At 33.5% G+C, this 23,605-nt stretch carries 23 protein-coding genes; 9 read left to right on the top strand and 14 right to left on the bottom strand.

The window, feature by feature from the left end; genetic code table 11:
* Positions 1-25: 25 nt before the first annotated feature.
* The 11 genes from HFE01_RS07255 to HFE01_RS07205 all read right to left on the bottom strand — a co-directional run bounded on the left by HFE01_RS07255 (position 26) and on the right by HFE01_RS07205 (position 11,992).
* Positions 26-532 (bottom strand): hypothetical protein, encoded by a 507-nt coding sequence (locus tag HFE01_RS07255; protein ID WP_063213332.1) that lies wholly within the window; start codon positions 530-532, stop codon positions 26-28.
* A gap of 18 nt (positions 533-550) precedes the next feature.
* The gene (locus HFE01_RS07250; protein ID WP_167438010.1) at positions 551-2,071 is read right to left on the bottom strand and encodes a coiled-coil domain-containing protein; all 1,521 of its coding nucleotides are present in this window, start codon (positions 2,069-2,071) and stop codon (positions 551-553) included.
* A 14-nt stretch (positions 2,072-2,085) separates the two neighbouring features.
* The gene (locus HFE01_RS07245) at positions 2,086-3,633 is read right to left on the bottom strand and encodes a hypothetical protein (RefSeq protein ID WP_063213330.1); all 1,548 of its coding nucleotides are present in this window, start codon (positions 3,631-3,633) and stop codon (positions 2,086-2,088) included.
* A 24-nt stretch (positions 3,634-3,657) separates the two neighbouring features.
* Positions 3,658-5,415, bottom strand: a complete 1,758-nt coding sequence (locus tag HFE01_RS27060; RefSeq protein WP_207714768.1) for a hypothetical protein — start codon at positions 5,413-5,415, stop codon at positions 3,658-3,660.
* The gene (locus HFE01_RS07235) at positions 5,408-6,328 is read right to left on the bottom strand and encodes a hypothetical protein (protein ID WP_167438011.1); all 921 of its coding nucleotides are present in this window, start codon (positions 6,326-6,328) and stop codon (positions 5,408-5,410) included. The genes HFE01_RS27060 and HFE01_RS07235 overlap by 8 nt, the downstream gene beginning before the upstream one ends.
* Before the next feature lie 173 nt (positions 6,329-6,501).
* A complete protein-coding gene (locus tag HFE01_RS07230) occupies positions 6,502-6,759 on the bottom strand; it encodes a hypothetical protein (RefSeq protein ID WP_167438012.1) in 258 nt (85 codons plus the stop codon).
* Positions 6,760-6,791: 32 nt separating this feature from the next.
* Positions 6,792-7,898 carry a hypothetical protein gene (locus HFE01_RS07225; RefSeq protein ID WP_156497390.1) on the bottom strand — a complete coding sequence of 369 codons (1,107 nt, stop codon included), beginning with the start codon at positions 7,896-7,898 and terminating at the stop codon, positions 6,792-6,794.
* 92 nt (positions 7,899-7,990) lie between these two features.
* On the bottom strand, positions 7,991-8,185 hold the full coding sequence (locus HFE01_RS07220) for a YonK family protein (RefSeq protein ID WP_063213327.1): 195 nt from the start codon (positions 8,183-8,185) through the stop codon (positions 7,991-7,993).
* Positions 8,186-8,617: 432 nt separating this feature from the next.
* The gene (locus HFE01_RS07215) at positions 8,618-8,941 is read right to left on the bottom strand and encodes an HU family DNA-binding protein (RefSeq protein WP_167438013.1); all 324 of its coding nucleotides are present in this window, start codon (positions 8,939-8,941) and stop codon (positions 8,618-8,620) included.
* Between the two features lie 196 nt (positions 8,942-9,137).
* On the bottom strand, positions 9,138-11,699 hold the full coding sequence (locus HFE01_RS07210; RefSeq protein WP_167438014.1) for a hypothetical protein: 2,562 nt from the start codon (positions 11,697-11,699) through the stop codon (positions 9,138-9,140).
* A 50-nt stretch (positions 11,700-11,749) separates the two neighbouring features.
* Positions 11,750-11,992 carry a hypothetical protein gene (locus HFE01_RS07205; RefSeq protein ID WP_167438015.1) on the bottom strand — a complete coding sequence of 81 codons (243 nt, stop codon included), beginning with the start codon at positions 11,990-11,992 and terminating at the stop codon, positions 11,750-11,752.
* Between the two features lie 172 nt (positions 11,993-12,164).
* On the opposite strand from HFE01_RS07205, the gene HFE01_RS07200 reads away from it, so the two are divergent.
* The 3 genes from HFE01_RS07200 to HFE01_RS07190 all read left to right on the top strand — a co-directional run bounded on the left by HFE01_RS07200 (position 12,165) and on the right by HFE01_RS07190 (position 15,672).
* Complete coding sequence (locus HFE01_RS07200; RefSeq protein WP_167438016.1) at positions 12,165-13,214, top strand: tyrosine-type recombinase/integrase; 1,050 nt, start codon at positions 12,165-12,167, stop codon at positions 13,212-13,214.
* A gap of 9 nt (positions 13,215-13,223) precedes the next feature.
* Complete coding sequence (locus tag HFE01_RS07195) at positions 13,224-13,925, top strand: hypothetical protein (protein WP_167442856.1); 702 nt, start codon at positions 13,224-13,226, stop codon at positions 13,923-13,925.
* A 1,576-nt stretch (positions 13,926-15,501) separates the two neighbouring features.
* The gene (locus HFE01_RS07190; protein WP_167438018.1) at positions 15,502-15,672 is read left to right on the top strand and encodes a DUF308 domain-containing protein; all 171 of its coding nucleotides are present in this window, start codon (positions 15,502-15,504) and stop codon (positions 15,670-15,672) included.
* Between the two features lie 309 nt (positions 15,673-15,981).
* Here HFE01_RS07190 and HFE01_RS07185 read toward each other — a convergent pair whose 3' ends face one another.
* Positions 15,982-16,200, bottom strand: coding sequence for a helix-turn-helix domain-containing protein (locus HFE01_RS07185; protein WP_167438019.1), 219 nt, complete (start codon positions 16,198-16,200; stop codon positions 15,982-15,984).
* A 432-nt stretch (positions 16,201-16,632) separates the two neighbouring features.
* On the opposite strand from HFE01_RS07185, the gene HFE01_RS07180 reads away from it, so the two are divergent.
* From HFE01_RS07180 to HFE01_RS07155, 6 genes are all read left to right on the top strand, one after another.
* Positions 16,633-16,884 carry a hypothetical protein gene (locus HFE01_RS07180; RefSeq protein ID WP_167438020.1) on the top strand — a complete coding sequence of 84 codons (252 nt, stop codon included), beginning with the start codon at positions 16,633-16,635 and terminating at the stop codon, positions 16,882-16,884.
* Positions 16,885-17,162: 278 nt separating this feature from the next.
* Positions 17,163-17,795 carry a hypothetical protein gene (locus tag HFE01_RS07175; protein ID WP_167438021.1) on the top strand — a complete coding sequence of 211 codons (633 nt, stop codon included), beginning with the start codon at positions 17,163-17,165 and terminating at the stop codon, positions 17,793-17,795.
* 76 nt (positions 17,796-17,871) lie between these two features.
* A complete protein-coding gene (locus HFE01_RS07170) occupies positions 17,872-20,922 on the top strand; it encodes an N-6 DNA methylase (protein ID WP_167438022.1) in 3,051 nt (1,016 codons plus the stop codon).
* A 36-nt stretch (positions 20,923-20,958) separates the two neighbouring features.
* Entirely contained in the window at positions 20,959-21,162 is a 204-nt protein-coding gene (locus HFE01_RS07165; protein WP_167438023.1) for a hypothetical protein, read from the top strand.
* Between the two features lie 137 nt (positions 21,163-21,299).
* Positions 21,300-21,587, top strand: coding sequence for a hypothetical protein (locus HFE01_RS07160; RefSeq protein ID WP_167438024.1), 288 nt, complete (start codon positions 21,300-21,302; stop codon positions 21,585-21,587).
* A gap of 81 nt (positions 21,588-21,668) precedes the next feature.
* Positions 21,669-21,953, top strand: a complete 285-nt coding sequence (locus HFE01_RS07155; protein WP_029518038.1) for a hypothetical protein — start codon at positions 21,669-21,671, stop codon at positions 21,951-21,953.
* Between the two features lie 569 nt (positions 21,954-22,522).
* Here the strand turns inward: HFE01_RS07155 and HFE01_RS07150 are convergent.
* Positions 22,523-22,939 (bottom strand): hypothetical protein, encoded by a 417-nt coding sequence (locus HFE01_RS07150; protein ID WP_167438025.1) that lies wholly within the window; start codon positions 22,937-22,939, stop codon positions 22,523-22,525.
* Between the two features lie 194 nt (positions 22,940-23,133).
* Complete coding sequence (locus HFE01_RS07145; protein WP_167438026.1) at positions 23,134-23,550, bottom strand: hypothetical protein; 417 nt, start codon at positions 23,548-23,550, stop codon at positions 23,134-23,136.
* Positions 23,551-23,605 lie beyond the last annotated feature (55 nt).

The following is a 23,605-nucleotide window of genomic DNA, read 5'->3' as shown; positions in this document are numbered from 1 at the left end:
AATTAGTTCCTCCGATTATTATGTATTAGGCTTCTTTAATTACTTGCAGTTTAGTTGCTGGAACACGAGAGCGCCCAACGGAAATAGTTGTTTTTTCAAGAACCAACAGCGCTACTTTAGTTGTTCCAAGGGTTGCGCTAGCAATGCCTTTATATTTACCATCCTGTGGAATAACGTATTGATCCACAACTGTTGAGCCATCGATGCCGTCATCCGTGATAGTGAATGTGTCACCATTTTTAAGGCGAAATGCACGAGCAGGAGTATTAGCTTTATTGGTGAATAGAGCAGGGTCACTTACGTCAATTCGGAAGCCATTGACCTCTGGAATCTCTGGGCTTGCAACCAACAGCACTTCTTGAGCAGCTACATCAGTTGGAGTTGCAGCAATACGAACTTCTGGGTTTCCTGCCAGCACTCCTTTTAGAACTACAAAGCTACCGTTATCAACCGCCTCAGGCAATTGAACAGACTGAATAAAGCTGTCTACTTTAGTACCAGCCATCAGATTAAGATTTACAATTGTACTCATTAAATATATTTCCTCCTATTAATTGTTTTGTTGAGAAAGTCTATCCCAAACTGTTTTAGGTGTTTCTTTATTTTGCTCGCCATCATCTGGAAGTCCCATTGAAATAAAGTTAAAGTTCTTCGATTTGGTGGTTTCGATAATACGATCACATACGTAAGATTTAACTTCCTTTTCAAATTCAGAAAAAGTAGCAAATGAAGAACGCTTTTCTGTAAACTTAGCTTTTTCATCTTCGGTGAGAAGAGTAGGGTAAGAATTAAATAGCTCATCAATTCTTTCTACATCTTCAGCTTCTTTAAATTTTAAAATTTCTTTCTGAAGCTCGGTGATTTTCTCGTCTTTATTTGTAATTTGAGACTCTACTTCAGTAAATTTTTCTTGAATTTCTGTCAATGTTTGATTCAATGAAAGAATGGCCTCATCTTTACTCTCGATTTTTTCAGTAAACTCAGCGACCAGCGTTTCTTTCTCGTTTTTTTCCTTGTTTAAGACTTCTGTTGCTTCGCTGCTAATTAAATCGATAGTGGACTTAAAGGTGTTGATCGCATCATCGGCTTCATCTCCATCTACCCAATCTACAGGAGAATATTTAATTCTTGTCAGAGTGTTGAAATCAATTACAACATTATCTCCTTGCATACTGTAAGATGCTTTCTTATACTTGTATCCATCTTGAACATCGCAAAGATAGATATAATTTTCATCAAAGTCACTAAGATAATAAGAGCATCTTTCTACTGACTCTCCATACCAATTAGTACCTATGTATTTCTGTTTACTAAGGGCGTTATCAATCTCTTCGTATAATTGATTAGTAGTCAATTTGAAAAGGGCTGCAATTTCTTTTTTGTTTTTTTGCAATTGGACATTATCCTCCTTACTTTTATCTGTTTGTGTATTAGCATCATTAAAATGATGTAGAAATGAATTTAACTCTTTCATTTTTTTGGTAAAGTCATCATCCAAAGAAAAATGCTCAATTTTTGCGTGAGCGTTAATCATACCAGTGCCGTATTTATTGCCCAATAAAGTAACGCCAGTATACCTAAATGATCTAATATTCAATATTTTTGTCTCTTTGTTGTACTCAGATTCATCAATTACAATTTCGATTGACAGCTTAGTTTCTTCTTGGTTGTTGATGATATCCATCTCATCTTGTGCGTAGACATTCCATATGTATCCATCTACAACTGCATAATTTCTCCCATCAATTTCTTCATAATGATAGTTGTTATTAACGGCAGAAATTACTCCGATGGGCTTTTCGATATATGTAATTTTATCTTCGTCTTCATCATATTCCATTTCATGCTCACCAAAATCATCGCCTTCTATATGGGCCAAAATAGGAATATTAACGACAGATGATTCAGCATTTTTAAGAACATCGAAATCGATGTTACTTTTATTGTTGTTTACACCATCATGAGATATCCACATTCTAAGTCTTGAAAATCTAGAATCGTTAAGAGGTTCGATTTCATAATTCTCGACGAAAAGAGTAGCTTTTTTATCCTTATTTTTTATAATTATCACCTCCTCAAAAGGATCTAACGATTATTCAAATCTAAGTCTCTTGTCTTTGCACCATCATCACTAAGATCGTTATCAGATACTTTTGGGCGACCGCTATCCTTATTACCGTTCTGCACGTGGGAACTGGAAAGGGGAACGAGATATTTTTCAACAAGGTTAATACTGTTTTCATAAGCCAACAGACTTTGCATATCTTCAGGGTTGATACCCATAGCCAAAGAGACCAATGTTTTAGAAAATCCAAACTGTCCAGCTTTAAGGTACTTTTCGAACTTTTCATCTCTGTTGAACACTGTTATATCAGGAAAGACTACTTTATGACGATATTTTCCCGTTTTGCTTTTTAGATAACTGTTGATAAAACGCTCAAACTGGCGATACATATGAATTACATAACTTTCATCGACCTTGATTGATGCTTGAAGACCGGAAGCATTAACAGTCCCCGAACCAAATAATATAGGAGTAGAGCCAGCAGCTTGATAAAAATTATCCTGACTAAAACCAACTATGTTATTTTGAGTTTGTGATTGATTAAAATCCACCGTTTTTAACTCAAACGGGGTAGTGGCAACTTTTACTCCATTCGGAACGCCAGCTTGGAGGATAGCAGTATATTGACCTGCAACATTTGGATCAATAGCAAAGTTATTAGCTACCGATGCCCCCTTGGTGTCACTCTTCATTGGAATTTGTCCAACAATTATCTTCCAAGTTTCAAGCTCGGTTTTTGTTTTCAGTAAACCTTTGTAATGTTCTATTTCGGCACTATCTAAAAATAACCCCATTAAAGGAGGAGTAAGCCCAGCTCTTGTTTCGTCGAATTTAAACACTGGAGCTTTTATAGGATCAAGAGGTTGCCAATAAAAATAACGATCTTTTCTGCTCCCAGCATTGGCGAAGTCACTGTAATATTCACTAAATTCAGGAGCAAAATCGTTTATATTCACACCTGATTGTAAAAAATAATACATATTAAAAGCATATTGATATCCATATTCAGTTTTATTGATGATTTTGCAGTATTTTGCTGGCATTTCTTGCAAAGCAACAGAATCACCGAACTCACGAACATAGTAAAATTTAGCGTCTTCTAAGATTACACCTTTTAAAATGTTTGGAAAGGTAGACTTGGGCGATATTTTTTCTACGATATCAACGGCTTTACGTCTAGATTTTTTAAAAGCAGTAGATTTCATATCCTCTTCATCTGCATTAGTTGCAACTATAAATGAGTCGAAGGTAGGTATAGTAGAATAGTAGTTAACTAATCGATTAAACTGCATTACTACATTAAAAAGATACTGACTTAAATCCTTTAAGGCATCTTCGTTTGCTTTTGGATTTTTAATCATTTCTTCAATCTTTTTTCGATCAAATGTAGTAGGAGACATATTTAGGGATTTCAGCAATTCATTTTGCCATAGTGGACTAAATAGCGAACCACTTTGATAACTACTGGAGAGAGCTTTTGCAAATTGCAATGCATAATCTTCACTATTTTCTATTTTGGGTGGAGCTATGTTTACATTAGGCGTATCCTTGTTGTTTTTTCTTGTCATCGTTCACATCCTTTCTGTATAGATTTATTGCGATATGTATAGGTAATCTAATACATTAAAGCTATCTTCTTCGCGTTTGAAATCTTCAAAATTCTTCAAATAATATAGGACATAAGCTAGAGCAGCCCAAATATCTTTCTCTGTTTTCTTTACAACTTGTTCTACACCTAATTTTCCACCTTGTTTTTGAACCAATTTCAGATTTGCTACTTGATCAATAAGTTGATCACTTTGAAAATGAGCTGCTTTAATCTGATTGATTTCTAAATCTTTATCTTTTGAGTTTTTTGGTTTATTGGTTAATTCAAGCATTTTCTCTGGAATTAACAGCTTTAATCTACCGCTTTCAACAAAATCAATAAAATTAGTAATGATATCTGTTTGGATTCCTTGTGCTTTTAAACTATATATTTTTTGAGGTGCTATACTATTTTGAGGTGATTCATCGGTATTGATGGTATCCCAGCTATCGTAAGGGTCATTCATAAGAGGGTCTAGGGTTTCCTTCATTAACTCTTCGACGACACCTTGACCTATACCGTTGGCATCGACTACAGTAACATTGCCTCCATAATGCCTATCTAATCTTTTAATAAACATGGCTTGTTCGTTGAAATTAGTTCCGTTTGGTGGAACGAAAATATTACATACTGTTGCAGTTTTAATGGTGCCATTTAAATTTCTTTCAACTTCCATCACTACGAATGCAGATTTATTGTTGTTGTTTGACTGTGAACGTGCAATATCAGCTCCGATAAAGTATTCCCTATTTCTCTTTGGATTGATAGTCGCTTGTTTAATTGTGCGTAGCTCCATAAGTTTGTTAATATTCACAATAGCTCCATCACTTACTCCGCACCATCTAGACTCGTAGTTTTGAGCAAATGATATTGCGCTAGTAGTGGGGTCATCCTTTTTAGCTAATATCTGCGCGCGCGTCTCACCCCTGCCGTAATGACAAGGTAATTCCCAACTTGCACCCAGTACTATTTTACCTTTAAGATTAGCCATTTCATCGATCATGTTGTTTAGTCGAATGAATTCATCACTGCCGCGGTAGCCGCTAGTAGTTAAATAATTGATCATACCATTTAATTCATAGGGATTAATTGTAGATTGTTTACCAATGGTTCTTCTCGGTACATTTACTACAGGTTCCAAAGCGTCTTTAAACAAAGCATTGTTCAATAGTGCTGATTCCTCAACATTCAGTCTTCTTCTGCGCTGACCTTTCGAGTGTTGCGAATTCGCAAGGACACTATAAATTGCACCAGACGAAAAGACTACTTCTACTTGGTCTTTTGAGAAACTAGACTTTACAATTTCATTATTCATAAGTGGGAACCATTTAATTATTTCATTATGTTTCTCTTCGCTTATTGAAGAGGCATTTTCTCTTGTTTGAGCACTCATAGCGATTGTGATGTCTGGGAAGTGAATGCAGGTGTGGTAAATACTCATCAGCTCAAGCATTGTTTTACCAAATCCACGGGGAAAAACACCATAGGTGCTAAGAAACCTACTCATTGAACGTAAAAAAACTCTTTGGTCAAGATCTAATCTCATACCACCTTTTTCCGGTGATATTAAGTCATAAAAAAGATCGGGGAACCACTTACTCCATTGGATAAAAGTAATCCATTTTTCTAGATTCTTATCGAAGCTACTTTCTTTTTTTTCGTCTAGTTTTACACTGCTATTAAAATCGGGATTGTTATTTGTTCTAGAACTCATTCTAGTATGCTTGAAATTATCGCTTTGAAAATTCTTATGGCTAGCCATTCACATCATCTTTTTCTAGGGTATTGTCACTCATTTGACTTTCGTAATCTTCCGCTTTCTTACTATAAAAATCATAAATTTCTTTGTATTCACAGGAAGGGAGACCTCGTAGATCCCGAACATAATTAATAAAGCACCATAACGTAACATCTACTTTGTCCTTAGGCTGCTCAATAAATTGCGGAAGGAGAGGCATTATTTCATAATTTTCTTCAACCATTCGTGCTAACTGTCCAAAAGTATCTAAACCTCCAGATAAGTCTGCTTTACTCATTTGTGATGGCTTAAGCTTTCCTGCTTCAGCGACATCCTTTACCATTGCAGCCCATTCTTTAGCTTCTTTGAAATTGCCTTTTGCTTTAGCAAGAGTTTCTTTTACTTTGTTAACACAAAATTCTCTAAAATATTCCTCATGCATCGTAGTCAAGAGTTGAAAACTAGTCTTTAACTGCTGATACTTATTTTCAAATAATGTATACTCTTCATCTGGATAGCCATAACCATACTTATCTTTTAGTTGATCTAGATTGTAATGTTCTTTATTAATTTGTTCATAATTAGTTTCATCTTTTTTTTCTTGTATTTTTGGGATGTCTTGTTCATCACTATCTTTCCAAGTTAGCTCTCTATACTTTGGCAATCCAAGGGTTTTCATGTAAATACCAAAATGATCATGGTTTTTTATTTTAGCTTCTTCCTCAGAAGAGATCCATAAGCTATGTATGAATGGTCTGTTTATTTGCATTAGTATGTCTTTTGTGGTATCTAGATCTTCATAATTAATAGAATTTTTTAAACAGTTTTTACAAACACTCAACCGACCATCGCTATCGAATTTATTATAGGATTTATAAAAATATGAAAGAGCCAAGCTCTTATTGCAAGAAATGCATAGCTTTTTTGTATCAGCCATTATTTCACCTTCTTTACATAGAAGAACATAATAAAATTCCCATTTGATTGTGAAAAAGCATGGGGTAGGAGGGAGCAGCCTGTTTAAAGACGGAAAGTCTCCCCATGAGAAACAAATAATAAAAAGCCTGATAAGACTCAGGCATTTGATTTATGTATTCCTCAGACTCTTGATTATTTCAATTTATTCACAATCTTCGTAATTTCTTCAGGAGTGACAATTTGTTTTGCTCTTTTGTCAGTTCGATTGCCATAAATAAATGCTGCTCCATCTTCAGCATAAAAAACTACTGCTTGCTTATTAATAACTGGGTATCCGTGTTCTTCTTCAATATCTACTTCTACAGTCTTTTTGTTTAGAGCGTACTGTTCAGCCAAGTCTTTTTCACTTACAACATGCAAAATTTGATATTTATCTAAATATGCGTACATTATTTCCTCCAATAATATGTATGAATTTTATTTTATTTTACTTCTTGTAAATTGATATCTATTTTGTATTCAATTCGTCCGTCCACATCAAAAATATGCATCTTTTGCATTGCATCCGAATACATACGTTTACTGACGGCATAAGAATCTACGCCGCAAAGACTGCCATTAGAAACTACCGTTGTTCTACCGAAATCTTTAACAGTATCATGATGAATATGGCCTTGGAAGATGTATTGAGGTATTACGCCAAGGAATTGAGGTAATTGTCGGGCTGAGGTCGTTACATGGTCTAAATCGCCATGCACATATATGTGAGGCTTTTCAAATGATTCATCGATAAAATAACCATCTTCACCTTTTAATAGTTCAATATTCTCTAATTCTCTAAGGCGAGTTTCCATATACCAAGGAATGATGTTTTCAAAGTTTTCTTTTAATATAGCTTCATTTTTACTTTGAAAAGTCCGACTATGATTGCCAATTAGGTTTATGACTCTTACTTTTGGTACAAACTTAGCAATCTCTGCAACGGCTTCAGACAATCGCTCTGATATGTATTGAGTTTGAGAGATGACATCTTCACTCTGTTCAATTCTTGAAGTAAGATGTATAAACCCTGCAATTTGATCTCCAATAGAAGCTATTGTTAATTCGTCAACATTGTGTTTCTGACAATAATAAATCGTTTTGGATACAAGATGATTAAATCTTTTATCAAACACACGTGGATTGTATTTGTTTAAAGAGTTATCCGATTCTTGTCCATAGTGAAAGTCTGAAAAAAGTACGTTTGCGCGAATATAAGAGGGGCTTTCCTTGACAGGAGAGTAGGGGAGAGGCTTAACTTGTTCAAGTCGCTTAATGCCAGATGAAATTTCATCTTTTAAGTGTTCAAACTTAGCAATCATTTTGATTTTATTGTTGAATTCGCGTTTTTGGTCTTGAAATTGATATTTTTGCTTTTGTAATTCAATTGTTTTGTCTTCTATTTCGCGTCTATACTCATCAGTTGACGACTTTTTCACGCCAATTGAGATGCCACGAGTAAGTAAGTGGAACTCTTTGCGATATTTAGACTCTGTGAAATCCTCATTGAGATATTCATTCATAAGAGTCGCGATTTTACCCCAAGACAAGCTCAACTCGTCCTTACAGGAGCCAATTCGTATAAGGTATTCTTCGTATGTCTCGTTATCTAGTGATTTGAGAGGAGTCATCAATACACTCCTTATTCTTCAATTACATGGCTTGGTTCAAAGTCGGAAGCAAGCGTCAGAGAGAGTGTGGTTCCATCAAATTCCTGTAGCAGTGATTTAACACCAAAAACTTGAACTCCATTTTTATCTTCATGTGTAATAGTCATGTCATCCATGTTAAACAAGCCAGTACGGTTAACTGTTTTGCTATCTTTATTTTTTGCCATATGTATAGTTGCTCCCTTGGTAATTTTAATTTACGTAGCAATTACTTTTCTCTCTTGCAGAGAATATCATTATTCATAAAAGAGAAGAGGAGGTGATCAATCTCCTCAAACTTGGCATCTGGCTGCCTGTAATCGACAGCTGTGTTTCTGGTGAAATAATAAATCAATTCAGGTCGGCGTATCCTGATCTCTGGTAACTTGCAGTTAAGCAAGCGCGTGGGGAGCCTTGACTCATATCTGGCTTGCGCCAACTTTACCACTCACTCTTATATGGTGGTGAAACACCAATCTAAGACTATAACCTTATAGTGATTAATGGACAACTCAAAGCCTAATGTAAACACGGAATTGTGATTCCGCCGGAAGGGAGCGCCACGTTGCCCTATGGCGCGAACCAAATGGCTCTATATATGTATGTGAAACTTTATAAAATTACTGTTTTACTTGGTCTTTTAGTGCTTTTGCTGCTTTGAATGCTGGCTTTTTAGATGCAGAGATAGCGATTGTGGCCTGTGCTTTGGCTGTTTCGGGATCAACGCCTTGTTCCTTGAGTTCGCCCAGCAATTTAGGATTAATGCCATTACGGGCTGCTGTCTCGCGCACTTCGAAAGTACCAAAACCTGCAATTTTGACTTCTTCGCCTGTAGCCAATGTATTTGTAATTGTTGTAAGCAATGTGTCAACCGTTGTCTCTACGTCTTTTTTTGTAAATCCTGTTGCTTCTGCAATCGATTTTACCAATTCTGTTTTATTCATAATATAATTATCTCCCTTAGATTTGTTTTGGTATATTTTAAAAAAGATAGAGTCGTCCGCTTATACTTAGCCTATAGCCTTTTTAAGAGCAACAATAATTTGGTTAACCTTTGCCATTCGGAAGTCTCTATCATATAGCAATAATTAATGAGCTCAAAAAAGCCAGTGTTTATATGTATTTTTTGACGATATTTAATTAAAAGTGTGGAGTTTTTTTAAAAGCCATTAAGAATTTATCTTTTTGGGCTTTATAGATAATGTTCAACATTCTTGATGAAATTTTATCCTTCTTGTGTTTAGATATTTTCAATAGTAGGGAGTACATAGTATCTTGACTTACTTTTAGTTTATCGATGTAAAACTTATAATACTTTAATATTTCATCAATGTTTTCGTCGCGTTCTTCGTCGGATAGTGAATTATTATATACACCAGCAACCTTCATACACATGTCATCTATGTACTTAATAATTTTAGCTTGTTGCTTTCGATCTCCAGCTTTGAGGTTATGTTTGACTAGCATATCTTTAAAATCTACACTCTTTCTGTGACTTGCTTTATCAACCTCGTCCATTTCGTTAAAAAGGAAATCCATTGGGCATAGATACTCCGAAGTACTAATAGCCTTATTCTGGCTTACGTATTTCCAGAATAGAGGCTTCTCCTTTTTCAACTCTTTCGTCTTTGCAACAAAATCAATTTCTTTCTTTATGTCTATCTCAAACATTTTTTTTGCCAAATCAATACATATACCTGAGAGAACAGTGACAACATCAATTTTTTTCATTAATTCTGATAGTTCAGATTCACTATGCCCATTATTTAGTCTATCCCAATAAGTAGACATACATAGCTGACCAACATTAACTGTACGTCCTATGTATTTTTGACTTTTCGAAAGTTCTTTGTCAATCAACGACATATCGTAATTACAAACACGGTATTCCTTTTTGCTACTTTCAACTTTATTTATGCATACTCTGTAATTACCAAATAACTTTTTACTGATTTTTAACAGATTATCGTCATCAATTAAAAGGACTGTATCGCTATCGTAATCGCATCCTGAGAGTATATCTTGTATAGGGAACCCAATAGCATTCACACAGACGATATTATCAGTTAAATTAAAATATTTATCGATGTCGTTTACAAATATGTTTTTGGCAACTAAAACGTTACTTGGACTGGTATGCGGATTCCTGAATCCTGTAACCTCTTTTAGTCCGAACATGGTAGTATGTATCTCATTTTCCTTCAGAGATGGATTGTTTAAATCCAACTGACCTATAGCATGTGCAAGAAACTCCATTGGGTTACCCAACATAACTAGGTAGTCACCATGCATCCTAATCTTACCCCTCTTGATATGGTTTACATGTGCGTTTATTGTTTCAGTTCTAAACTTACGAAACATCTTTGTACCGACTATATCTCTATTTCGATAATATAAATCTACAAACATGTCATTGCTGTTGATTTCGTTTGCTGATTCTTTAATAAATTCAATGAAATAGTTATCGTCATTTTTTAGTTTTTCTATGATTTGCTTATCGAAATCGGAAAAATTCTTGATGTCATCCCTAGTTATCGGTAAAGAATTGAGCATTTGATAGCTCGTTTGTTGAAGTATGTTCCCAAAATCATCGAAGCCACGCTTGGATTTTTTTTCGTGCTTACAAACACCGAAGGAATAATTGTTGTCTGTGACAATTTGTTTCCAGTGTTCCCACATAGCCAATTCCGAACCTAGTAGACTACTAAACTTCAAAGCTTTTAGGCTGGTAGGTGTAATAATCAAATGAACATCTTTTGCTGGAATATTTAATCCAAACATATTAGTCAGTGTCCAGGCACTATAATCGATATTATCTGGGCATCGAGATTTTAAGTATTCTTGAATATTACAATTGAATGCGGCGCTCTTAAACATATGATTCCTTAGAAGCATCATACCTTTATTATTCTTAAAGTATCGGCTATCCAGTAAAGACTCACCGTCGAATAGACTATTTTTAATTACCGACTCGTCGGTGAAGCTATTCAAATAGCCATTAGTATCTGTACGAACAACATTGCAAGTTTTAGCGAATTTACTTTCAACATCAGTAATGATCAGGATGTTTTTAGGGTTAATTGTAATTATATCTTCAAGAGAAGAACCAACTAAACTTTCATATGCTAAGAGAGAAGGATAATCCACAGAAACAGAGGTTTCTGTAAAGTTTAAATTCATGCGGCTCCAAGAAATCATCGGAATGTATAGATCTTCTTTGATAAACAGACACTGCCCAATCCTGCTTTTAGCGCTTGATCTTTTATATACAACATATTTTACATCGTTGTAAATAAAGCCTTCAGTGTAAAGTTTTGTTCGTAAGTTTTCATTTGATAGATCTTGCCATTTTTCAGAATTAATTTCGGATTTTATATTATGTATAAAGTCATTTAACTTCTGCTTGTAATCTAGTTTGTCATTCTCCATGGAAATTAGCTTTGAATTCAATCCCTTGATTATTTCTTTGCCTGATTTGACCTTTTGCTTAAATTTAACATTAATAATATCTAAAGATAACAGCTTGTCATTTGTTTTCTTCTTTGATGTTCTTAAACCTATACTAATGAGTCTATTTAATTCTAAACTGCTTGGAATCATGCCTACGTAGTTTAAATCTAGGTTACGACCCCTAAACATATAATTGTATATATCGCTTCCTTCGACAGAAGGAATATATACTGGTTTGTGTAATTCATTCAAACAATTAATCCTCCAATACGAAAAACATACTAATTTATATGTATTCTTATTTAATTTTGATTTATCTTGCTGGAACCAATGATTTCTATGGGTTTGTGGGGCTGTCTGTAATATTTTTTATGGGCTTCGTTTTTTAACCAAATTACTTCATCATCAATATATGTATAATCTACTTCTTCAATTTCTGTATTCAGTGAAACATCCCTGTCATCAAAGTAATCTAGTTCAAAACCATCATAATATCTATCCTCCCAAGTGATAATTGAATGATTCCCTTTATTCATTTTTGGCATTATGTACTTATTTCCCCTTGTTTATTTATTTTGTTTTTCCAGAGATAGTTGGTCTCTGCATTAACAATATATCATCTTCTATCATTACCGTCAACAATACATATTATTTAATTATATTTACTTATTGAAAAGAGAATAGTATAATAGAAACAAGAGAAAGGAGCTGCATAATATGAGTGCATCGCTAAATAATAATTTGGTTGGATTACATACAAAAAGTGTAAATGAAGACATTGAAACTCATTTGAATAGTTTCGAAAGTAGATTTACTTCAAACACTTATAGAAATAGATTGGTTAAATTCTTTATGTGGTACAGAGGTAAAAATCTAGCTTCATTAAAAGAAGATGACTTGCAGATTAGAAATGCTGATATTCTAAGATATCGTAACTTTTTAAAAGAATTAATAGACGAAGAAGGAAAGAGATTCTATACAAACACTACAATCAATAATTTCATTGCAGCGATACAAAGCCTATATACATTTCTCGAAAAAAATGACTACAATGTAAAAGCAATTGTGACTCAAATAAAGCCATTATCTGATGATTCCGAACAATGCGGTAGACTCTATACTCATGAAGCTGAACAGATGGCTGTGATTGCCGAAGGGACAGTAAAAGGTGTCGAAAAATCAGCATTGATTCGCATGGCATACACAACGAGTTTTCGTAAAGGATCACTATTAAATCTTCAATGGGCAGATATAATCAAAACTGAATCTCATGATTACTATGAGGTAAATATTATAGGGAAAGGTGGGAAGAAACATGTAATGCCAATCTCTTCAGATCTATATGATTATCTACTAAAAATAAAGGAACAACCATACTATAAAAGATACAATGATAATAAAATATTTCATTTAGGCACAAAAACAATTCAAAATATGATGGATTATCTAAAAAACGAACTGAAAATACCAAAAGAAAGAAACGTTGTGTTCCATAGTTTTCGGAATGTTGCTAGTATGTATGGAACACTAGAAGAAGCAAAAGAACACTACAATCATTCTAGTTACAATGTTACGGAACGTTACAGACATAAAGACAATGATTTAAGTAATAGCCTCAGTTTACGTATCGGCAATCAAATCGACGATTCAATATTTGATGAATTGACAAAAGAAGAATTGATTGAGATTATTCTAAATCAGCACGAAGGAGCAGTATTCCAAATGAAGAGGGAAGCCAAAAAAATAAAAGAAGGGAAGACAGAGTAAAGTCTGTGGATGAATAAATCAAATATGGACGAAAATAAAAACATAAAACAAAAGCGGAACAAACAATCTATTCATTTACCAACTAGTACTGTTAGAGACCCAAACATAAATGCGAATGACTTTTGTTTGATTCTTTATCTTAAGTACTTAACGTGGAGGAGCGGAAACAGATACGAGTTTGATGTTTCTTTGTCTGAGTTGAAACAATTTTTGAATATTCAGGACAATAAAACACTCAAGTCTTCTTTTAATAATATTTTTAGAGAAGACTATATAACAAGAGAGATAAAAAAGATTCTACCCAATAACCCAATAAGGTTCTTTCTAAACCAGAAGAAGTTTGATACCGACAGCAATTTAGACGAAAAGTTTTTTACATATCTTCCAATCAACATTTTATACGGAATGAAAAATCGGAAATTGGATAGAAAAGAAGTACGAATCCTTTATTATATTAAAAGCTATATTAATTACTCTGATCCTAAGAAGGAGTATTGCTTCACTGGTATAGAGAAGACAATGGTTACAGAATTAAATATGGGCAAAAATACGATTCCAAAGTACACTGACATGTTAGTAAAAAAGAATTTGATTCGCATTGAAAAAAACAAACTTGAAACAAGCTATCAATATGATGAGGAAGGAAATTTGATATTCACAAGATACAACAACCATTATTATCTGGATTTTAATAACATTGATAAACTATAGAAATTTACCTAGTCCCAATTTATCCAAGTATCACTCCCAAAACATCCAAAATCTACTCCCAATTTATCCAACATCCACTCCCTATTCCTCCGGGAGAAATAGGGGACTAGTAATTAAGTTAATATATAATAGATAATAGATAAGTATATACAGTATTTAGAGATGGTTTCGCTACGCTTACCCAGCTCTTGGATTCTGATTTTTTTGGTGGTTGGGGGATAATGATATTTCTTGTTGATATATTAGGTTGATTAGCAATTAAAAATTGGTGGAAGTAAAAGTTTGAGGTTAATCTGTATAAGGGGATGGTTGTGTTTTTAACTTAGACGTTTCAAGACCCAAGTTTAATCTACCTTTAAATATTTGTTAGGGAATACATATTATATAGGATATAAGACATTCTGAGATGGATGTCTTTTTTGTTGTCTGAGAAGCAGCTCAATCGTGATAGCAAATTATCTTGATCGTAAAAACGAAAAAATTGATAAAATTCCAATTAAGATAAAGATTTTGGTGTAAGTTATGTTTGATGTTACAAGTTGAATCGTAAAAGTATGGGCGTATAAAGAGTTTTTTGATAAATTTTAATTAGAAATAGTAAAAAATAGGATGGTTACACAATTGTAATAAGAACTAAAACATAAATAAAGAAAGGTGATTTGCGATTGCATTTACGATTGAAATGAGAAGAAAAAACGTGTAAAAAGTTACAAAATATTAATATATTATAAAGGTGAAAAAATAAGTTGAGTGTGTGATTGGAAGTGTTACAGCATAATTTGTAAATTTTAGGTGGTGTCTGGATGTAAACTATCCCCCCTTATACCTCCATAGATACCATATAAGTATAGTTATGTAGTATCTATGTTTGAACATGAAGGGCTGATAGAGTGGTCGAGGTTGAGCTTGTCAAGTTAAATGAAATTGTAAAAAAAATACTAAATAATATGTTTTGAATTTGAAATTTCTGGTCGGGTGATTTGGGTAGTTGGGAGAGCGATGAACCGTTGTAATCGCTAGTCAACGCGATTGACAATGTGCTAGACTTAAAACTAATCACATTAGTCTATAAACTATCACCATTAACATTAAAACTAAAACTCTCATAACATATATAATATCTTCTCTAATTGTCTACTATACTCACTCCATCAATTATCCTATCGCCATTGACCTGATCCAATAAACAAAAATAAATAAATCACACAAAACTATATACAAAATAGTGGACTTATGCTATAATAATATATGTAAGGGATACACGCCGAAAGGTGGTGACACCATGCTAGAATACATACCTTACATTGCTCTAATCATAAACTTTCTCGGTTTTGCGCTTCGGGTTCTCAAATTCATCTTTGATGAAAAACGGGCAAGACGCAAAGAGGAAACAGAACGATTAGACAAGCTTAAAGAAGCTGAAAATGAAAAGAGTGCATTTCCTCCGAGAAAGGAAACACACTCAAAGCATTGAAGCTTCACAAAGACTAGGGGAATCGAAAGTTGATTCCCTTAGAACACAATTACATAATAGCATAATCATTGACTATAGGCAACGAAAGGGAGGGAATTGACTATGAAGCGATTTATTAAACGTATACCATCAAATGTATTGTTTATTATCTGTGGCATTGCATCTTTATTTATTGAGTACCCTAATTCAATAAGATTTGTTGCTTGGATATTAGCGGCTTTAATGATCGCATGGGGTGTGTTGGACATAATAAGAGATAGAAATAATAAATAATTAAAAAGTAATAAATAAATGTGATATTCTAAACCAATATCGAATTGCCATTCTTATCCGCATCTTATGGTACATTATAGCTATCACTATTGATTGGATGGGATCTGATGAATGATGATACATTGAAGAACTTAGAAATACCTCCTAAACTACAAGAACATTTGAATTTAATAAAAAAGGTTATGGATAGCAATAATTGCAATAGTTGCGCTCTTTAATATATCATTCGTAGATAATATACACAAACAAGCCTAGATGAATTATGTCTAGGCTCTTTTTGTGCTTTTTAGGATCATACAAGCGATCTATTTATTCGCCATCCTTGTCCGATTCCTCAACTGTAAATAACTCTTCTACGCTTATTCCTAATGCTCTAGCCACTGCAAACAAATTATTTATATTATGCTGCTCTGACTTATCGAACCGCGATATATAAGGCTGAGGGACTCCTGCATCTACTGCTAATTGAGATTGCTTTATGTCTCTCTCTTTGATTATTTCTCTTAGTTTACCTTTGTATTTGAGCATTATAATATCTCCTTTAACGTGGTTACTACAGTATACAATATTGAATAAATAATTGGAAATATATTGACTACTGAATATACAATATTGTATAATATAAATATAAAAGTTGTACTAAAGGAGAAAGATTAAATGAAGCATATAAGAGTAGTCAAACAAAACGGATCAACAATCATACATAAACTTGGAACTGACTTAGACATTCTTGAACTATCAACAGCGTTTCAAATGGATAGAGTTGAGTACCAAGGTGAGCATGTCTACATACATTTGAAAGGATGATATGTTGATGAAATGGAGAATGAAAGATAAAGTGTCATTGTTGTTAAGTGTTTCGTTATGGGTTGTTGTAATAGTGAAAATTTATTACTAAATCAATATATAAGAATAATTAATATTGTTCCACGTGAAACGTAAGGAAGGATGTGTTTACGGATGAAAGAAACTATTTCTAATAAATTAATTGTCGAAGCATTGAACGCTGCTACACATGCAACCGGAATCATATACAAGGAACATACATCATTTGAACTCAGACGTGTAATGTTGGAGCTAGCTGAAAATGGAGCTTGCGATAGTGAATATGAAGGTGATGGTTATTTTACAATTGGATTAGTTGATACTATTCATATTAGTGAAATGTCGGACATTTTCATAGCTAAGAATATGATTAAAAATTATTCATAACACCTACTTTTAACCCGTCTAAAAGACGGTTTTTTTATTACTTTAATATACAAAAATAATTAAATATATTGATATGATGATCCGTTTATGCTATAATAAATACATAAAGAACAAGAGATAACGAGGTGAAAACATAATGAGTCAATCAAAATTAGCAATAATAAAAAGCCAATGGCAACGCAGGCAAATCTTAAAAAGTCAAACTGTATTCGGACATTTGGTATTAAGATAATAATTCATTGTTAAAAATAAATAAAAAACAAAAGGTGGTTGTTCAAATGGGAAACATTAATAGTATGAACATGGTAGAAAAATTAGACTGGCTTTCTGAATCCTTAGCAACTGCAATTACAAATGTTGCATATACTTCTTGGAAGCACTTGAGTGATGAACAAAAAGAGCTGGTAAAAGTGGCATTTCATAAAGATCTGGAATCCAATAATATCGAAGTTACCGATGAACTTATTAAAGCTGTAAAGGCTGAGTTTACAGGATCACCTATGACTTCGATGTTAGCTGAATACATAAGTAAATTTGCAAAGGTTGCTAAACAACTTAAACCAGAACAAAAAGCAACTGTAATCAAATTTGATGAGTTCGGCTTTCCTATGGTTCTTCATACAGTTATCAAAGGTTCTCTGATTGAACCATATGCACAATATAGTGATTCACTTGTAATTGCTCATAAGCCCAAACAAAGACGCAAAGTATGGGAAACAAGGGTTTTGCCATATGAGGAACTAATGATATATGACGGATGGGTTGATATTGTTACTGACAAAGTAATGCACAATATAATTAAGTCAGATGAACATGTAACAGTTAAACAATCTAAATATAGATGTTTTGATAAGAATTTTCTGAGTGACATAAAAGGTTTAATTAATCAGCAGCCTGTAATAATAATTTAAATGACAAGCAAATTCCTATATACAAAAATAAATAAATATGTTATAATAATATTATAAATAAGAAGAGGTGATAACGATGTGGTATGGTGATAAAAGAGAAGCAAAAGTGAATATTGCTATGGCTTTAGTTAATAAAGGATGGAAGATTTACGGCTGGAAAGATGATGAATCTGATGCAATGACAGATTACTTCAGCCCTGCTGATTGGGATGGCATTGCTGAAAAGAACGGCTATGTTCTTTGCATCGATCAAAATAATACACGTTACAGTGGTTATGAACAAAAAGAATACATAAGTGGGCACTCTCAATATAAAACAAATGCACGGATTCAAAAACTTGAAGCTATGATGAATGATACAGCGTCAACAGAAAATGAAAAAGCTTCATGCGCTGTACTGATTGAGAAAGAAAGAGAAAAAGATGCTTCATTTGAGAAGTGGAGAGTAACCGAGGTATACCCTGAATTCTCTTTTGGGAACCCACGTGGGACTACTTGGCACATTGAAAAAGATGGGCAAATTATCGCTAAGGGCAAAGGAGTATTTTCGGTCAATGACTACGATTGGGAGAACAAAGAGAAAACCGAGAAGCAGCAAAAAGCTGAGAAAGTAGAAGCACTAGTTAAGCGATTTGAAAAAGCAATTAAAGATGCAGGCGCATTGAAAGCTGAAGTAATTAAAGTAGAAAAGAAAGTCATTAAACCAGTTGAAAAAGAAGATAAAACTATCAATGTTAACGATGTACTATCTTTCTCTTATCATGGGCATTTTTGGGTAGTTACTGATATTTACACAAACTCCAAAAAACAGTCCTGTGTAACTTACGAACTTTTGGGAAGTGAAAAGAGAGGCTATCAACGACTAAATGGTATGAGTGTTAAACGTTATTATCAAACATCCGAGAGATTGAACAAAGGAATTGAAGAAGGAACTGTTAAAGTACACACGTTGCAGGAAGTTATAGAATACCAAGAAAAAACAGTATTCAAGAAGACATCTCGTAAACAAACTGTATCTAATGTCCCAGCTATTGAAACAACAGAAGATACACAGGAAGAAACTAATGAAATTACTAATGAAATTACCAATGTGTCTACAGAAGTAACCGTAACATATAACAATGAGAAGCAAGGTATTGAGATCCGTTTCCCGTCAAAACCTGAAAGCAATATTATTGAACAACTTAAAGCTTATGGTTTTAGATGGTCTAAACGTGGGTTTTGGTATGCTAAACAGTCAGATAAAACAAATCAATTCGCAAGTTCATTGCAAGCGGACTATAACAATCATAACAACACCGAATTTAACGAAACGGTTAGTATTGCAGTGTTTGAAGATATTAATATTGATGACCTTCACATGTACATTGTCTCAGATGAATTACAATCACGTTTACATTCATCTAGTCTGTTTCAGGTCGACTATAAAAAGGATTGTTTCAATACATTTAACGAACTCCAAAAAGCCGCTCTAAATGTGCTATCGCAAGCAGACAATGAATATCTTCAATACCAAATTAAAAAGTACTTACAATCCTTTAAGCAGCGTTATTATAAACAATACATTAAAATACTCAATCATCGCGTTAATAATCCTTCATGGGCTGTTACTGGTCGAGGTGGATTAAACGTTCAACGTTACAACAAAATGCAAGACAGATATGGGAATATGTTAAGTCAGCTTTCGGATATGAAAAAAGAGTTTGATAATCGTATGGATAAATTTAAAACTAGAATTTTGAAATTAGAAAAAGAAAGATTAGCTAAAGAAGTTAATGAAGTTGTAGAAATACCAAAATTTAAGATAGATCGTAAGCAAATCACCTTAGCTGGCTATACAGAGACAACAAGAGTGTACACTTATAAAAACTATATGATTGCTAAGACGTGGGGAATGTATCGTGTTTTTAAGGATGGAAAAGAGGTTGACACAAACTTAAAAACCACTAGCCGACTAGATGAGGCCAAAAGATTTGTAGCATATTTAATTAGCAAGGATGAACCAACAAGAACGAATGAAAATAATGATAAAAGACGAATTTTACAAGAAGAATCAGAAAATAAAAATAGCAATCAGCAGCAATATATTAGCAAGATTAATAAGCAAATCGTGTCAGCACAAAAGAAATTGAATGCCTTGTCTGGCGATCATTTAACTAACACATGGAAACGCCAGCAAGAAGCAGCAAGCCGAGAACAGAAAAAAGATAATTTGAACTTAGAAATTAGTATTCTGGAACATCTAAAAGAAAAGGCAACTAATAACATAATGGATGAATTCGAAATGGCTTTATTGGTAGGTAGTTTTAGAGAAGATATGAGAATTAAATATAAATCAAGAGGTAAACACAATTATGAGGTAAAATATCCGACTATTAATCCAGATGCCGATGTTAACGGTTGGTGGAATCAAGAAGTTCCAAAATTGCAGAAGCGCTTGAACAAAGCAGGAATACACAATACAGAGCAATACAATGAAGCAATAGATAAATATGCTGCACTTGTAAAAGTTACAGAAAGACCAGTCAATCCAGTTCAACAGAAGATTAAGAAAATGGAAAGCGAAGTTAAGCTCTGTAAAATTGATGGATACTTTCCGACTCCTAAAACTATTGTAGAACGTATGATTGAGTTGGTTGATATACAAGATGGTGAGACTATTTTAGAGCCAAGCGCAGGTAACGGCAATATATTAGACGGTGTAAACGAGTATATACAAGACAATAACCTAAATGCAGAATTGCACGGTATTGAGTGGAATCATACGTTACGTCAGATTCTAGAGTTAAAACAATACAAGTTAGTTGCTAATGATTTTATCGAATTTACGCCATTTACTAAGTACAATAAAATAATTATGAATCCACCATTCGAAAAAAGCAAAGACGTTGATCACGTATTAAAAGCATACGACTGTCTTAAGGATGGAGGAAGGCTCATTGCTATAATGTCACCACATTGGACATTCGCTAATGATACCAAGAGTATTCAGTTTCGTAACTGGTTAAATGACAAGGGATATTATGAGAAACTTCCAGAAGGTTCATTCAAGGAGTCGGGAACCGGGGTCAATACAGTGTTGGTAGTTATTGAAAAAGTTGAAGAAGAGAGAGTAAGAGTAAACTAATGATTTAGAATTTGAGGGAGGAAAGGCGGTGGTTACATGAGAAAGAATAAACCTCAGAGAAAGCCTGCTGGCGTATCACGGCTATATTGGAGCTATTTACAGGGGAACTTAGATCTTGCTGAATTAACTCTAAAACAATTTAATCAGATTGTACTGGAGCAATACATAGAATATAAACAGCATGGTGGATATAAGTCTTTTGAAGAGTATTACGCCTATGTTCAGTCTAAAGGGTTATAAAACTGATATTTTACTGAAATTTATAGGGTAATTATGTACAAATCCAATATACAAAAATAAATAAACTATTGAATATAATGAAATGACGTGGTATAATAAACACATAAGATAAGTTAATACATAGGAGGCGGTTCACAATGGAATGGGATTATGAGCGCTCTGAAAGAATTAAGGCAGCTAAACAGGAGAGACTTGAACAAGAGAAGTGCGCGAAATATACAGAGGTCAAACTTGAGGGGACAGCAGCTATTCAAACAGGATATACTAAACTCGGTAAAAAAGTTGTATTTGAATCTTGTATGGGGTTTTCGTCTCAAAGCAAGTACGGTGCTGGCACTTTAAGTGTTTATGAAGGAGACGAAAGAAAAATAGTTTTCACAAAAGGATATCCATCTAAAGCTCTTGATTATATGATGAAACATTAAAAAACAATCGAGACATAGTATAGTGCAAGTAACAATGTACTGTAACGATTTAAAATACTCATTTTATAAGGAGATGTAACTATGAATAATATGTTTCAGATTGATAGAATCAATGAATTACAAGGAATCAATACAAAAGAATTAAATATGTTTAGCTTACATGAACTGTATGTTGATGGCGTTCCAATTGCTTATGTTCGTATAAATAATGAAAAGATTGAAGTTTTGCCATTTTTAAAATTTGCTGCTGAACCTTGTAAAGCATTATTCGTAAATACGGAAGAATTTGGTGAAATGATTGAGGGGTATAGGGTTATGGATTGTTTGATGTACAATAGTTCGAATTTTTCAAATAAAACACATTAGGATAAATGAGTGAATTTATAGAGATATAGAAGAGAGGTGGAGTATGAATGATATTCCAAAAAACAAAATACTACCCAGTAGATGTGCAAAGAAGGATTATATACAACGATCCAGCAAAGCGAGAAAGAGAATGTAGCGTGGAGCGTGGTTATCGCGAGAAAGGAACTATTGGTATTAAGGGTGAGAGATTAAACATGTTTGATTGCTACAAACAGTTCGAAATAACTGTATAAAATTCTTGTTTTACTTAGAAACGAACGTATAAATATTCAACATTAAGAGTATATTACTCGAAATTAATGATAAATACATACGTATTAATGTATATTTATAAATAAATCAAAGGATAGTGTATTATATGCAGATTGTGCAGATTAATAATTACAGGCATGTACCAGAACTAGAACGTATCTCAGGTTCATGGATTATAACCCGTATCGATGGCGGCTATGTTATTGGTGAATTTTATGATCGTTCAGTTGCTAATCGGTTTATACTGAAACTTGTCTGATTGAAACATCATTACAATACATAGTACGAATCTAAAAGAAAATTAACATCAAATCTTTTCATTTGATGTTAAATAGTTGTTTTATATAATTAACTAGTAATCCAGAGCCTGTGTTTGATGCAAAACTAATTAGGTGGTTAATCAACCATGCTTTTCTTCCTTTTGGTTTTTGGTTGTCCATGATCTCTCTTAATATGCTTATTATTTCACTAAATTGGGCACTACTGAGATATTCCTTTTGAGCAATATTACCAATATTCTCAGAAATAAAATCCCAATCTCTTACTAAGACAGCTATTTTTTTACCTAGGATTATGGAATTTGTCGAAACAAAAGAACTGTCTTCACTTAATTTTAAATCTAAACCTACTTCTCCATACACCGTGCTTCCAATTAGTTCAATGTCATGCGTACCTTCTGCACGGATACCACATTCAGTTCCGCCAAAGGAACATCCAACAATTTTATATTTCATGTTAATAGTGCCCCCAATTATATATATCGATTAGTTAAGTAGTATAGGTGGTTGGGAAATTAAAGTGAAAATGAATTTTGTTATTTATATAATTTTATAACATAACATATCTTATAGGCTGCTTTTTAAGTTACTAAATATGCTTGCTTTATAACTTCTCGTTCGTGTTGTTATAAAGCAAGCATATCTATAGATTAAAATTTGGAGAAAAGCTGCTTGATATAAACAACAAGCAATCCAGAACCTATACTCGACACAAAATTAATTAACTTATCTATCAATAGCTTTTGCATTTCCTTCGATTTTTCAGTATCTTTTATTTCAATTAACCTGTTTAGCACTTCACTGTATTGTGCCTCGTTCAGTCCATCTTGCTTTGCATAACTTGCAACATCATCTACTATAGAATTCCAATCCCTAATTAGAACAGCTATTTTCCTACCTTCAATTGCGGTATCTGTAGAAATAAAGTTACTTTCTTTACTTAGGTTTAAATCTAATGCTACATCTCCTACTACTTTAGTTCCTATAAGCTCGATATCGTTGTTGCCATTAGCGATTAACCCCTTTTGCCCACCCATTAAGTAACCACCAATAAATTTATACGCCATTGGCTCAACTCCTCATTTTGCTATCATAGCAATAGTATAAAAGAGTAATGTATGT

This window comes from Paenibacillus sp. EKM10P (genome assembly GCF_011800655.1).
GTDB classification, from domain to species: domain Bacteria; phylum Bacillota; class Bacilli; order Paenibacillales; family Paenibacillaceae; genus Paenibacillus; species Paenibacillus polymyxa.
Note: the sequence above shows the minus strand (reverse complement) of the source record. Positions and strands in the feature narration are given on the sequence as shown.